This is a genomic window from Albidovulum aestuarii (assembly GCF_029961185.1).
In the GTDB taxonomy this organism is placed as follows: domain Bacteria; phylum Pseudomonadota; class Alphaproteobacteria; order Rhodobacterales; family Rhodobacteraceae; genus Albidovulum; species Albidovulum aestuarii.
In genome coordinates this window covers 212,189-225,037 of sequence record NZ_JASBQQ010000005.1, presented here as the reverse complement: position 1 = coordinate 225,037, position 12,849 = coordinate 212,189, and the positions used below count along the sequence as shown (strand labels likewise).

The 12,849-nt window shown below is 61.7% G+C and carries 13 protein-coding genes; 12 read left to right on the top strand and 1 reads right to left on the bottom strand.

Going from position 1 to position 12,849, the window contains the following annotated elements:
- The first annotated feature begins 119 nt into the window (after positions 1-119).
- The 10 genes from yajC (at position 120) to QKW60_RS13265 (ending at position 7,048) form a co-directional block, all read left to right on the top strand.
- Complete coding sequence (gene yajC / locus QKW60_RS13310; protein ID WP_263740169.1) at positions 120-449, top strand: preprotein translocase subunit YajC; 330 nt, start codon at positions 120-122, stop codon at positions 447-449.
- A gap of 32 nt (positions 450-481) precedes the next feature.
- Positions 482-2,152, top strand: coding sequence for a protein translocase subunit SecD (secD, locus tag QKW60_RS13305; protein WP_282369359.1), 1,671 nt, complete (start codon positions 482-484; stop codon positions 2,150-2,152).
- 12 nt (positions 2,153-2,164) lie between these two features.
- Positions 2,165-3,139, top strand: a complete 975-nt coding sequence (gene secF / locus QKW60_RS13300; protein ID WP_282369358.1) for a protein translocase subunit SecF — start codon at positions 2,165-2,167, stop codon at positions 3,137-3,139.
- The gene (locus QKW60_RS13295; protein WP_282369482.1) at positions 3,139-3,495 is read left to right on the top strand and encodes an Mth938-like domain-containing protein; all 357 of its coding nucleotides are present in this window, start codon (positions 3,139-3,141) and stop codon (positions 3,493-3,495) included. Before secF ends, QKW60_RS13295 begins: the two co-directional genes overlap by 1 nt.
- Before the next feature lie 102 nt (positions 3,496-3,597).
- Positions 3,598-4,050: a GFA family protein gene (locus QKW60_RS13290; RefSeq protein ID WP_282369357.1), complete on the top strand. Its 453-nt coding sequence runs from the start codon at positions 3,598-3,600 to the stop codon at positions 4,048-4,050.
- Between the two features lie 160 nt (positions 4,051-4,210).
- Entirely contained in the window at positions 4,211-4,837 is a 627-nt protein-coding gene (gene ccmA / locus QKW60_RS13285) for a heme ABC exporter ATP-binding protein CcmA (RefSeq protein WP_282369481.1), read from the top strand.
- 79 nt (positions 4,838-4,916) lie between these two features.
- Positions 4,917-5,573, top strand: coding sequence for a heme exporter protein CcmB (gene ccmB, locus QKW60_RS13280; RefSeq protein WP_282369356.1), 657 nt, complete (start codon positions 4,917-4,919; stop codon positions 5,571-5,573).
- A gap of 56 nt (positions 5,574-5,629) precedes the next feature.
- Positions 5,630-6,358 (top strand): heme ABC transporter permease, encoded by a 729-nt coding sequence (locus QKW60_RS13275; RefSeq protein ID WP_282369355.1) that lies wholly within the window; start codon positions 5,630-5,632, stop codon positions 6,356-6,358.
- Positions 6,358-6,513: a heme exporter protein CcmD gene (ccmD, locus tag QKW60_RS13270; protein WP_282369354.1), complete on the top strand. Its 156-nt coding sequence runs from the start codon at positions 6,358-6,360 to the stop codon at positions 6,511-6,513. The genes QKW60_RS13275 and ccmD overlap by 1 nt, the downstream gene beginning before the upstream one ends.
- Positions 6,506-7,048, top strand: a complete 543-nt coding sequence (locus tag QKW60_RS13265) for a DsbE family thiol:disulfide interchange protein (protein ID WP_282369353.1) — start codon at positions 6,506-6,508, stop codon at positions 7,046-7,048. Before ccmD ends, QKW60_RS13265 begins: the two co-directional genes overlap by 8 nt.
- 689 nt (positions 7,049-7,737) lie before the next feature.
- On the opposite strand, the gene acnA is transcribed toward QKW60_RS13265, so the two are convergent.
- Positions 7,738-10,428: an aconitate hydratase AcnA gene (acnA, locus tag QKW60_RS13260; protein ID WP_282369352.1), complete on the bottom strand. Its 2,691-nt coding sequence runs from the start codon at positions 10,426-10,428 to the stop codon at positions 7,738-7,740.
- 221 nt (positions 10,429-10,649) lie between these two features.
- On the opposite strand from acnA, the gene QKW60_RS13255 reads away from it, so the two are divergent.
- Positions 10,650-11,357: a DUF1223 domain-containing protein gene (locus QKW60_RS13255; RefSeq protein ID WP_282369351.1), complete on the top strand. Its 708-nt coding sequence runs from the start codon at positions 10,650-10,652 to the stop codon at positions 11,355-11,357.
- Between the two features lie 90 nt (positions 11,358-11,447).
- Positions 11,448-12,848: an aldehyde dehydrogenase family protein gene (locus QKW60_RS13250; protein ID WP_282369350.1), complete on the top strand. Its 1,401-nt coding sequence runs from the start codon at positions 11,448-11,450 to the stop codon at positions 12,846-12,848.
- The last annotated feature ends 1 nt before the right edge of the window (position 12,849 follow it).

The window sequence follows — 12,849 nt, the reverse complement described above, 5'->3', positions numbered from 1 at the left end:
AATTGATCGGGTTTCACAGGAATGGTCCGGGCTCCTTGCAAAGCCCCATCCGCGACTATAGGTTCCCGGGCGACAAAAGCGGGCGATCAAGCGCCCCATCACGCAAGAGGACGCTTTCCATGCTGATCACACCCGCCTATGCCCAGGCCGCCGGGGGCGGTGGCGCCGCCGGTTTCGCGCAGTTCCTGCCGCTCATCCTGATCTTCGCGATCATGTATTTCCTGCTGATCCGTCCGCAGCAGAAGAAGATGAAGGAACACAAGGCGATGGTCGAGGCATTGCGCCGCGGCGATCAGGTGATCACCCAGGGCGGCATCATCGGCAAGGTCGTCAAGGTCAAGGAAGACGGCGAGCTTGAGGTCGAGATTGCCGAGGGCGTCAAGGTCCGCGTCGTGCGCGCGACCATTGCCACGGTCCTGTCCAAGACCGAACCGGCCGCGTCGAAGTAATCGCGCCCGCGTCAAGGAACTGAGCCCCCGAAATGTTGCACATCCCCCTCTGGAAGCGGATCGTCATCTGGGGGCTATGCGCCCTCGGCCTGCTGACGGCGCTGCCGAATACGTTCTACACCCGCGTCGAAAAGCACAATGACGCGGTGACGGCCGCCGAACGCGCCGGGTTCGAGACTGAGGCGCAGGCGGCCGACCGGGCGCTCTGGCCGGACTGGCTGCCGTCGGGCCTCGTCAATCTCGGCCTCGACTTGCGCGGCGGCGCGCATCTTCTGGCCGAGGTGCAGGTGGCGGATGTCTACAAGGCGCGGATGGACGGGCTCTGGCCCGAGATGCGGCGGGCCTTGGCCGACGCCCGTGGCGAGATTGGCGGCATCCGCCGGGCGCCCTCCGACCCGTCGGAATTGCGCATTCAGATCGAAAAGCCCGAGGCGATGGCGAAGGCGGTTGAGATCGCGAATGGCCTGGCCTCGAACGTCGTCAGCCTGACCGGGGTCGGACAGAAGGACATCGACGTCACCGTTGACGGCAACCAGCTTGTCATCCGTCTGAGCGAGGCCGAACGTGCCGCGACTGACGACCGGACACTGAAACAGTCTCTGGAAATCATCCGACGCCGTGTTGACGAGGTCGGCACCCGTGAACCGACGATCCAGCGGCAGGGCGACAACCGTATCCTGATTCAGGTACCGGGCATCGGTTCGGCCACCGAACTGAAGGAACTGATCGGCACGACTGCACAGCTGACCTTCCACCCCGTTCTGGGGCGCGACACTGACGGCAATGCGATCGCCAAGCCCGGCACGGTCATTTTTCCGTCCATAGACGAGGATGAAAACGGCGTTTTTTATACGCTCGACGAACTGCCCGTCGTAACGGGTGAGGATCTTGTCGATGCCCGGCCGGATTTCGACCAGAACGGACGGCCTGCTGTTTCGTTCCGGTTCAACCCGACCGGCGCGCGCAAGTTCGGTGATTATACGGCCGCCAATGTCGGCCAGTTGTTCGCCATCGTGCTGGACAACGAGGTGATTTCCGCGCCGCGCATCAACCAGCATATCCCGGGAGGCTCGGGGATCATCACAGGCTCATTCTCGGTGGAAAGCTCCACTAATCTCGCGGTTCTCTTGCGGGCCGGTGCGCTTCCCGCCCAGATGACATTTCTTGAGGAACGCACCATCGGACCGGAACTGGGTCAGGATTCGATCGATGCGGGCCGGATCGCGGCAATCGTCGGCACGGTCGCTGTCGTTGCCTTCATGATCGCGAGCTACGGTCTTTTCGGTGTCTTCGCAACGATTGCACTCGGCCTCAACATCTCCATGATGTTTGGGCTGCTCTCCACCATCGGGGCAACGCTGACGCTGCCCGGTATAGCCGGGATCGTGCTGACGGTCGGCATGGCGGTTGACGCCAACGTGCTGATTTTCGAACGCATACGCGAGGAACTGAAGACCGCAAAGGGGCCCGCGCGGGCAATCGAGCTGGGATATGAAAAGGCGATGTCGGCGATCATCGACGCCAACATCACCACGTTCATCACCGCGCTGATCCTCTTCGCCCTTGGCTCTGGCCCGGTGAAGGGCTTTGCCGTCACGCTGGTTGTCGGCCTTGTCACCTCGGTCTTCACGGCGATTTTTGTTACGCGGACCTTCGTCGTTCTCTGGTTCGACCGTACGCGGCCGAAGACGATCACGGTCTAAGGGGGCATTCTCATGGCATTCCGTCTCAAACTTGTCCCCGACAACACCAATATCGACTTCTTTCGCTGGCAATGGTTGACCTTCTGGGGGTCGGTCGCGCTGGTGATCGCCTCGATCATCCTGAGCGCCGTGGTCGGCCTGAATTTTGGCATCGACTTCAAAGGCGGCACCACAATCCGGACCGAGTCGACCTCTTCTGTCGATGTCGGCGCCTATCGCGCCGCTGTCGCGCCGCTTGGTCTCGGCGATGTGTCGATTACAGAGGTCTATGATCCGACATTCGGGCCCGACCAGCATGTCGCCATGCTGCGCATTCAGGCGCAGGAGGGGGATGAGGCGGTCACGCCCGAAATCATCACCAAGGTCGAACAGGCGCTGAAAGGCGTCGATCCGTCGATCACCTTCCCCTCGGTGGAATCCGTCGGCCCCAAGGTCTCGGGCGAACTGATCAAGACCGCGATCCTTTCGGTCCTCGCCGGGGTTGCCGCGATCTGCTTCTACATCTGGCTCCGCTTCGAATGGCAATTCTCGGTAGGCGCGGTCGTGGCACTCATCCACGATATCGCGCTGACCATTGGTATCTTCTCGCTGTTCCAGATCAAGTTCGACCTGACGATCATCGCGGCCCTGCTCACGATCCTCGGCTATTCGATCAACGACACGGTCGTCGTCTTTGACCGGCTGCGCGAGAACCTGATCAAGTACAAGACCCGGCCTCTGCGCGATCTCTGCAACCTCTCGGTCAATGAAACCCTCAGCCGCACGGTCATGACCTCGGGCACGACTCTCATGGCGCTGATCGCGCTTCTGATCTTCGGCGGCGATGTAATCCGGGGCTTTGTTTTTGCAATGACCTGGGGTGTGATCGTCGGCACCTATTCGTCCGTCTATGTCGCCAAGAACGTCGTCCTGATGCTGGGCGTCAAGCGCGACTGGGGCAAGAAGGATGACGGTCCGGCGGGCACCCAGTTCGCCACGGGCAAATGATCCAACTGACCGATATCGCCTTTGATGGGCTGACGCCTATCGACGGCTACGGACCGGGTTTTTTCCGGGTCGGTGGCAAGGTTCTGCATGGGCCCGTGCTGGTCACGGTGACCTCGGCGCGAAGCTGGGGCGGATATGAGGACATCGCCTCCCTTGTCGCGCTGGTGGAAGAAATCGACGTCCTCTTCATCGGCACTGGCAAGGCCATTGCCCACCCTCCGGCTGCACTGCGAACGGCGCTGGAGGAAGCCGGGATCGGGGTTGAGGCAATGGCGACCGACGCGGCAGCCCGCACCTATAACGTGCTTCTCTCCGAGGGGCGGCGGATCGCCGCGGCGCTCCTGCCGGTCGAATAGGCGCATTGGGCTTTCGGAGGGGCGTTTTGTGAACCTCCTCCCCTGTTCCGCTCTCTTATCAAATGGTATCCGGACGCGAATAAATCGTTTTAGGAGAATAACATGACAGTGTCCGGTGCATGTGAATGCGGAGCGGTGGCTTACGCTATCAAAGACGGCCCGCTTCATGTCTATGCGTGTCACTGCCTGAATTGCCAGACGCGAAGCGGAAGTGCTTTTGCAGAGCATGCAATGGTTCAGGACGATGCTTTTGATTGCGTCGGTTCTGTTGTGGAGTTCCGGCGCGCGGCGGATGGTATGCAGTTTACAGAGGTGTTCTGCCAGGAATGCCATACGCGGCTTTATAACCGGAACAGCATGTTGCCCGGCATGGTCTTCCTGCGCGCGGGCACGCTGCAGTGCAGCCAGCAGCTTGGACCCATGGCCCATATATGGACCAGCCGCAAACAGGCCTGGGTCACGCTGCCCGATGGAATTCCCACGTTCGAACACTCACCAAGCCCGGAAGAGTTTGGCGTCGCAGTTGCAGCGGCGCTGGAACGCAGCGCCCGGTAATGCTTTTGTCCGGGTCAGTGGAGACCACAGCTTCGCGATGCAAACGCGGGAACTGCAAGAACCGATGACATCGCCTGCAGAGCTTCCATCGAACAAACCAAGCAAACCCGGCAGCCTATTGCCCCTTTGCCTCGCGCCAAGGATCGGCTAGCCCTTGGCCATGATGCTTTCTGTCCATGACCTTGCCGTCGCCCGCGGCGGTATCACCATCCTCGACGGCGTCTCACTGACGCTCGGGGCGGGGGAGGCATTGGTGCTGCGCGGCCCGAACGGGATCGGCAAGACGACATTGCTGAGGACCATCGCCGGTTTGCAGCCCGACATCGCGGGCCGGATTGATCTGCCGCCCGAGGGGGCCGCCTATTCCGGCCATGCTGACGGGCTGAAGGCGACGCTGACGGTGCGGGAGAATCTGACCTTCTGGGCGCGTATCTACGGACAGAGCGATATTGCGCCGGCGCTTAGTGCGATGAATCTCGAAACCCTTGCCGACCGCGATGCTCAGAACCTCTCGGCTGGACAGAAGCGTCGACTGGGTCTCGCCCGCCTGCTCGTCACCGGTCGGCGCCTTTGGCTTTTGGACGAACCCACTGTTTCGCTCGATACAGCCTCGGTGGGGCTTTTCGCAGAATCGGTCCGCGCCCACTTGGCGGCGGGCGGCGCCGCTCTCATGGCGACCCATATCGACCTCGGCCTCGATGAGGCAACGATCTTCGACCTCGCGCCTTTCCGTGCAAAACCGCCACGGCCGGGGCAGGGCGGCGACTTTGACGGGGCCTTTGCATGATTTCCTGGGTCTTCTGTTCAGAAATTCACCGGGGTCCGGGGCAGCGCGCCAGGACTCTCCGCCAGAGGAGCGCCCGCCGATGCTAGCGCTTCTCCTTCGTGACCTGCGTCTTGCGACGCGCGCGGGCGGTGGCTTCGGTCTTTCTCTCGCTTTTTTCCTGATCGTCACGGTGCTTGTCCCCTTCGGGGTCGGACCGGAGGGTGGGACACTGGCCCGGATCGCGCCCGGCATCCTCTGGGTCGGCGCGCTTTTGTCCTGCCTTCTCTCGCTTGACCGCATCTTCGCGCTCGACCGCGAAGATGGCTCGCTCGATCTTCTGGCAACCGCGCCGATTCCTCTGGATGGGGTGGTTGCGGTCAAAAGCCTCGCGCATTGGCTGACGACCGGCCTGCCACTGACGTTGGCGGCCCCCGTACTCGGCGTCCTTCTGAACCTGCCACAGAGCGGGTTCCTCTGGCTGACGCTGTCGCTCCTCCTTGGAACGCCTGCGCTTTCGGTCATCGGCACGTTCGGTGCCGCCCTGACGGTCGGGCTGAAGCGTGGCGGACTGCTTCTCTCGCTCCTCGTCCTGCCGCTTTATATCCCGACGCTGATCTTCGGGGCCGAGGCGGCCAAACGCGGGGCGGAGGGGCTGGCGACCGGTACTCCGCTTCTGATGCTCGCGGGAATCACCGCAGGCACCGTTGCCATCCTGCCTTTCGCCGCGGCTGCGGCAATCCGCGTCAATCTGCGCTAGGGAGAGACGTGTTATGAGTGTTGAGCGCGCTAGCGCAAACGGCTAGTCAGGGCGCCATGTCGATCTGGGAATACGCGAACCCGAAGAAATTCATGCAGACCTCGTCCTGGGCCTTGCCCTGGGTGACGGGGCTTGCCGTGCTGACTCTGCTGACGGGGCTCGTCTGGGGCTTCTTCTTCACGCCGGACGATTTCCGTCAGGGCTCGACGGTCAAGATCATCTTCATTCACGTACCCTCGGCGATGATGGCGATCAATTGCTGGGCGATGATGCTGGTGACTTCGCTCGTCTGGCTCATCCGCCGCCACCATGTCTCGGTTCTAGCGGCCAAGGCCGCGGCACCCATCGGCATCACGATGACGCTGATTGCGCTCTTCACCGGTGCGATCTGGGGGCAGCCGATGTGGGGGACCTGGTGGGCGTGGGACCCACGGCTGACCTCGTTCCTGATCCTGTTCCTCTTCTACCTCGGCTATATCGCGCTCTGGGAAGCCGTGGAGGACCCCGACACGGCGGCCGATCTCACCTCGGTCCTTTGCCTCGTCGGATCGGTCTTTGCGCTTCTTTCGCGTTACGCGGTGCTCTTCTGGAACCAGGGCCTGCATCAAGGGGCGTCGTTGTCGCTCGACAAGGAGGAACACGTCGCGGACCAGTTTGCCCACCCACTCTGGCTCACGATGGCCGGTTTCGTCCTTCTCTTCGTCGCGCTTGTCCTGCTCAGGACACGGACCGAGATCCGGGCGCGCCGTCTTAGGGCGCTGGAAGCGCGGGAAAGGATGGCGTGATGGTGGAGCTTGGCAAATACGCGGGTACGGTCCTCGGCGCCTATGGGGTGACAATCGCTCTCTTGCTCGGCCTCGTCTGGATGACGATGCGGCAAGGTGCGAAGATGCGTAGGCGGCTGGAAGAGCAGGAACGCAGGATGGGCCGCAATGGCTAAGGTTTCACCGTTGATGCTCTTGCCTCCGGCGATCTTCGCCGGGCTTGCCGCGATCTTCGTTTGGGGCATGAGCCGGGAGGACCCCGATGCGCTGCCCTCGGCGCTGAAAGGCCGCGAAGCTCCGGCGGTGGTGGTCACTCCACTCGGCGACCTGCCGGTCTTTTCGGATGCCGATCTGCGCGACGGAAACGTCAAGCTGGTGAACTTCTGGGCAAGCTGGTGTGCGCCCTGCCGGGCGGAACATCCCAATCTTGAGCGGTTGAAGTCAGAGGGCATCACGATCTACGGCGTGAACTACAAGGACAAGCCCGAGGCCGCGCTGCGGTTCCTGAACGAGCTTGGCAATCCCTTCGCCGCGATTGGTGCTGATGACAGCGGCCGCATGGGCATCAACTGGGGGCTCTACGGTGTGCCAGAGACCTTTGTCATCGACGGCGAGGGCACGGTGATCCTGCGGTTCGCGGGTCCCATCACCGAACGTTTCCTGACGTCTGATATCTATCCGGCCATCGAAGAGGCGAAGGGCGGAAACTGAGGTTCACCTGTGTTGGACGGTACTGGTCGTGTGCTGCGCCAAGGTTCGAACCGGGATTGCCCTTCACGACACAAATGTATTGATGGATGAAAAAAGGGCCGCCGCGAGGTAGCTGCTCCTCGCGGCGGCCGGCCGTCACCCTGCGCGTGTTACGGCGATCAACAAGAGCAAACCGGCGGTTTCGAACCACGGCATACTCGGAACAAATGGAAGTCTGGTTACAATCGCTCTCATGCAGTTTTGATACAAAGTTTAGCCGTGTAAAAATATTCCGAAGTATCAATATCTTTTTAACTCATTGATATCAAATGGTTTCTTGTTTTGAAACAATGTTGTAGTGAAAACAAGTTGTGTATTCTCGCCTGATCATTTCTTGAACAGGACTAATTAACTAATTCGCCCTGCAGAATCATGTCGATGCAACATGAATGGAATGTGAACGCGGGCTTAAAATACGAGTAATTCTTCAAAAAAAATTGAGTTGTAGGAAATACGAAGGCAACTTTCGTTTCGCAGCGATGACACGCCATAGCCTTGGCACCTACGGCATCAATCTTCTGCTGTTTACCCCCACTTCATTGCGCGCGCGGGTCGTGAAGGCGATCTTTCATTATTTTTTGCAGATTATGCGGAGGTCGCAAAGAAAAAGGGCAGCCCGAAGGCTGCCCATTCTAGCGGTCACCATCCGGTCAGGCCTTGGCGAGGTTTCTGAGCACGTAGTGCAGCACGCCGCCATTCTCGACATATTCGATCTCGACCTCGGTATCGATCCGGCACTTGATCTGGATCGTCTTCTCGGTCCCGTCGGCGTAGCGGATGGTGCAGGGCACCTCGGCCAGCGGCTTGAGGTCGCCCTGAAGCCCGGCGATAGAGATGACTTCATCGCCTTTCAGGCCGAGAGACTTTCGGTTGTCGCCGCCGGTGAACTCAAACGGGATGACGCCCATGCCGACGAGGTTCGAGCGGTGGATGCGTTCGAACGATTCGGCAATCACCGCCTTGACGCCCAGAAGGTTGGTGCCCTTCGCCGCCCAGTCACGCGACGATCCCGCGCCGTATTCGATCCCGCCGATGACGATCAGGGGCGTGCCCGCCTCCTGGTAGGCCATCGAGGCGTCGTAGATCGAGGACTGTTGCCCGTCAGGCCCGAGCGTGTAGCCGCCCTCCACGCCGTCCAGCATCTCGTTCTTGATGCGGATATTGGCGAAAGTGCCGCGCATCATCACCTCGTGGTTGCCACGCCGCGATCCGTAGGAGTTGAACTCGCGGGGCGCGACCTGCCGTTCGGTCAGGTACTTGCCTGCAGGCGTCGTGTCCTTGAACGACCCGGCCGGGCTGATATGGTCCGTCGTGATCATGTCACCCAAAAGCGCAAGGATGCGGGCGTCCTTCAGATCGGTGATCTTGCCCTTCTCCTTGCCCATGCCCCGGAAATAGGGCGGGTTCTGGATATAGGTTGAGGTCGGCGGCCAGTCATAGGTTTCCGACTCGGTCACCTGCACACCCTGCCACTTGGCGTCGCCCTTGAAGACATCGGCGTATTTCTTCAGGAACGCTTCCCGCGTCACAGTCTTGTGCACGAGATCGGCGATCTCCTTGTTGGTGGGCCAGATATCCTTCAGATAGACCGGCTTGCCGTCCTTGGATGTGCCCAAGGGCTCCGTCGTCAGGTCGATATTCATGTCACCGGCCAGCGCATACGCGACGACGAGCGGCGGCGAGGCGAGATAGTTCGCGCGCACATCTGGGCTGATCCGGCCTTCGAAGTTGCGGTTGCCGGACAGGACGGCGGTGGCGACCAGATCGCCCTCGGCGATGGCCGCCGAAATCTCGGGCTGAAGCGGGCCGGAGTTGCCGATGCAGGTGGTGCAGCCGTAGCCCACCAGGTTGAAGCCGATGGCGTCGAGGTCCTCTTGCAGGCCTGCCGCCTCGAGATATTCACTGACAACCTGAGAGCCGGGGGCGAGGGAGGTCTTGACCCAGGGCTTGCGGTTGAGCCCCAGTTCGCGGGCCTTGCGGGCGACGAGGCCCGCGCCGATCAGCACATAGGGGTTCGAGGTGTTGGTGCAAGAGGTGATCGAGGCGATCACGACCTTGCCCGAGGACATGGTGTAGTCCTCGCCCTTCACTGCGACTTCCTTGCCCTGAGGACGCTTGAAGGTCTCGGCCATTTCCTTGGCGAAAGCGGCCTTAGCACTGGTCAGCGCCAGATAGTCCTGCGGCCGCTTCGGGCCCGAGATCGCCGGGACGATCTCGCCCATGTCGAGTTCCAGCGTCGAGGTATAGACCGGATTGTAATCCGAGCCGCGCCAGAAGCCGTTTTCTTTGGCATAGGCCTCGACCAGCGCGATGCGGTCCTCGTCGCGGCCCGTCTGGCGCAGGTAGCGCAGCGTTTCGCCGTCGATCGGGAAGAAGCCGCAGGTGGCACCATATTCCGGCGCCATGTTGGCGATGGTCGCGCGGTCGGCGAGCGGCAGATGATCGAGCCCCGGCCCGTAAAACTCAACGAACTTGCCGACAACGCCGTGCTTCCGCAGCATCTGGACGACCTTGAGCACAAGGTCGGTCGCGGTCGTGCCCTCGACCATCTCGCCGGTCAGTTTGAAGCCCACCACTTCGGGGATCAGCATCGAGACGGGCTGACCGAGCATCGCCGCCTCTGCCTCGATCCCGCCAACGCCCCAGCCGAGGACGGCAAGGCCGTTGACCATTGTCGTATGCGAGTCTGTGCCGACGAGCGTATCGGGATAGGCGACCGTCTCACCATTCTGGTCGGTATCGGTCCAGACCGTTTGGGCGAGGTATTCGAGGTTCACCTGATGGCAGATGCCGGTCCCGGGCGGAACGACTCGGAAGTTCTGGAAGGCGTTCTGACCCCATTTGAGGAAGACGTAACGCTCCATGTTCCGCTCATATTCGCGGTCCACGTTCATCTGGAAAGCACGGGGATTGCCGAACTCATCAATCATCACCGAATGGTCGATGACAAGGTCAACGGGGTTCAGCGGGTTGATCTTCTGCGCGTCGCCGCCAAGCGCCTTGATCCCGTCGCGCATCGCGGCAAGGTCGACCACGGCGGGAACGCCGGTGAAGTCCTGCATCAGCACGCGGGCGGGGCGATAAGCGATCTCACGCGGGTTCTGGCCGCCCTTCTTGCCCCAGTCGGAAAAGGCCTTGATGTCGTCGACCGACACGGTGCGGCCGCCATCCTCAAAGCGCAGCATGTTCTCCAGCACGACCTTCAGAGCCGCCGGGAGTTTGGAAAACTCACCCAGTCCGGCCGCCTCGGCCGCCGGGATCGAATAATAGCTGACGGTCTTGCCGCCTGCCGTAAGTGTCTTGCGCGTCTTGGCGGTGTCCTTGCCGGTGACGATTGGCATCGGGATCTCCCTAATCGGTGGGCTGTTCTCGGTCTCTCTTCGCCTGACTTGTGCCGTAAGGGAAGGGGGCGATCAAGAGGAATACGCCGAATTGTATACAATTGTGCACAATGAAAAGCAAGAGGGAGATAAACGGTCACGGAGTCTCGCAAAACCTTGATTGGCAATTTGCGATCGGTTTCACTACCAAGGTGGGGACTAGGGGATACGGAATAAAGAACATGCGCAGGATCATCAGCGCCGCGGCTGGCCTCTGGCTTGGCCTCGTCGGAACCGTGCTTGCCCAATCTGCCGGGGATAACCCGGTGGTGGTGGAGCTTTACACGTCTCAGGGCTGCTCATCCTGCCCGCCTGCCGACAAGATACTTGGTGAACTTGCGGCGCGCGACGATGTGATCGCGCTCGGTCTCCATGTCGATTACTGGGACTACATCGGCTGGAAAGATATCTTTGCGAACCGGCAGTATTCTGATCGTCAGCGCGCCTACGCGCTCCATGCCGGCGCACGCACGGTCTATACGCCGCAAATGATCGTCGCCGGGATGGATCACCTCGTCGGCAGCCGTCCGGCCGAACTCGATCAGCTGATCCGCCGCCATACCGCCAGGAAGGGCGTGGTGAAGCTGGATATCGGCCGCACTGGCAATCGGCTAAAGGTTCGGGCGCGAACCGTTACGCCACTGTCCCGCAAGGCTGTCGTTCAGGTCGTGCGGTATCTGCCAGAGCGCAAGGTTGAAATCGGCCGCGGTGAGAATGCAGGGCGGACACTAACCTACAGCAATATCGTCACCGATTGGACGCGGGTTGCTGAATGGGATGGAAAAAGCGATCTTTCGCTGGATCTGTCCGCTTCGGGTTCGGAACCGGTCGTCGTCATCATACAGGAAGACGGGCCGGGCCCGGTCCTGGCCGCCGGACGTCTGCGCTGAGGCCTGCCGCAACGTCGTTTGGCTCTGCCGATTGACACTGAGTGGCTGCACATTCCTAGCTGTCGGCCGGAATGGGCCGATGGGACGATCATGGACAGCGATGCGGCGACAAGTGAACTGGGACGGTTGACGTCAATTCTGGCCATGCAGCGCGCGGCCGCCTCGATTGGCGGCGTACCCGACTTGGCTGCGCGCCGGACTGATCTTTCCTGTATGAAGGCTTCGATTCGCGCCCGCCGTCTCGACTTCGTCCGGGCCGCGCAGGAAGACTTCGGTCGCCGCCCGGCGGAAGACACGCTGATCCTCGATCTCGGGCCGGTGGTTCAGGGGATCAATCACATGCGCCGCCACCTTGGCCGCTGGATGCGGCCCGAACGGGTTCCGGTGTCCCACACGCTCTGGCCCGGACGGGCACGGATCCACCGCCAACCTCTGGGCGTCATCGGCATCATGTCGCCGTGGAACTATCCGTTCGGCCTGTCGCTGATGCCGCTTGCGACGGCACTCGCCGCCGGAAACCGCGCGATGCTGAAACCGTCCGAACTGGCGCCTGCATCGTCGCGCCTGCTGGCTGATCTTTTGGGTGACATATTCGACGTCGATCAGGTCGCAGTGGTGGAGGGCGGCGTGGAAACCGGCGCGGCTTTTGCGTCTCTGCCCTTCGATCACCTCTTTTTCACCGGATCGACCGAGATCGGGCGCAAGGTGATGCGGGCGGCCGCCGAAAACCTCGTGCCGGTCACGCTCGAGTTGGGCGGCAAGTCGCCAGTGATTCTCGCCCGCGATGCGGATTTCGCCAAGGCCGCGCGCGATATCGCCTTCGGTAAGGTGGCGAATTCCGGGCAGACCTGCATCGCGCCTGACTATGCATTGGTGCACGAAGACGACGCGGCGGAGTTCATTGCCCGGCTGCAAGTCGAACTGGCCCGCACGACGGAGACCGCCGCGCGGCGGGGCGGGCCAACGGGGATCATCAGCTCAAGACATGCCGAACGGCTCGCGGCGCTTCTGGACGAGGCCCGCGCCGGAGGTGCAGAGGTCACCGGGGCAGGGGAGACAGGCGGCGGGGCGCCCGCGATCGTGACAGGCCTAAAGCCGGAAATGCGGCTGATGCGGGAAGAGATATTTGGCCCGCTCCTGCCGGTCGTGACCTATGCGACGATTAAGGAGGCAATTGCCCGGATCGGCGGCGGATCGTACCCGCTGGCGCTCTACCTCTATACCGCAGACCGCGACCTTAAGGACCGGGTGCTGCGTGAAACGATCAGCGGCAATGTCACGCTGAATGGCGTCATGACCCATTATGCGGTCGAAAGCCTGCCCTTCGGCGGCGTCGGCGCAAGCGGCATCGGCGCCTATCACGGGCGGGCGGGGTTCGAGGCGATGAGCCATGCCAGAGGCGTTTTCACCGAGCCGCGCCGCAGCTTCATTCCGCTCGGCCGCCCCGCCGGAAGGTTCGCGAAGCTTTTCGCACGCTATACGATGCGCTGAA

Excerpts from the sequence above, each read along its gene's own strand:
- acnA (WP_282369352.1), bottom strand. The coding sequence starts at position 10,428 with ATGCCAATCGTCACCGGCAAGGACACCGCCAAGACGCGCAAGACACTT.
- QKW60_RS13275 (WP_282369355.1), top strand. The coding sequence starts at position 5,630 with ATGTCGATCTGGGAATACGCGAACCCGAAGAAATTCATGCAGACCTCG.
- ccmB (WP_282369356.1), top strand. The coding sequence starts at position 4,917 with ATGCTAGCGCTTCTCCTTCGTGACCTGCGTCTTGCGACGCGCGCGGGC.
- QKW60_RS13250 (WP_282369350.1), top strand. The coding sequence starts at position 11,448 with ATGGACAGCGATGCGGCGACAAGTGAACTGGGACGGTTGACGTCAATT.
- yajC (WP_263740169.1), top strand. The coding sequence starts at position 120 with ATGCTGATCACACCCGCCTATGCCCAGGCCGCCGGGGGCGGTGGCGCC.
- secD (WP_282369359.1), top strand. The coding sequence starts at position 482 with ATGTTGCACATCCCCCTCTGGAAGCGGATCGTCATCTGGGGGCTATGC.
- secF (WP_282369358.1), top strand. The coding sequence starts at position 2,165 with ATGGCATTCCGTCTCAAACTTGTCCCCGACAACACCAATATCGACTTC.
- ccmD (WP_282369354.1), top strand. The coding sequence starts at position 6,358 with ATGGTGGAGCTTGGCAAATACGCGGGTACGGTCCTCGGCGCCTATGGG.
- QKW60_RS13290 (WP_282369357.1), top strand. The coding sequence starts at position 3,598 with ATGACAGTGTCCGGTGCATGTGAATGCGGAGCGGTGGCTTACGCTATC.
- QKW60_RS13265 (WP_282369353.1), top strand. The coding sequence starts at position 6,506 with ATGGCTAAGGTTTCACCGTTGATGCTCTTGCCTCCGGCGATCTTCGCC.
- QKW60_RS13255 (WP_282369351.1), top strand. The coding sequence starts at position 10,650 with ATGCGCAGGATCATCAGCGCCGCGGCTGGCCTCTGGCTTGGCCTCGTC.
- ccmA (WP_282369481.1), top strand. The coding sequence starts at position 4,211 with ATGATGCTTTCTGTCCATGACCTTGCCGTCGCCCGCGGCGGTATCACC.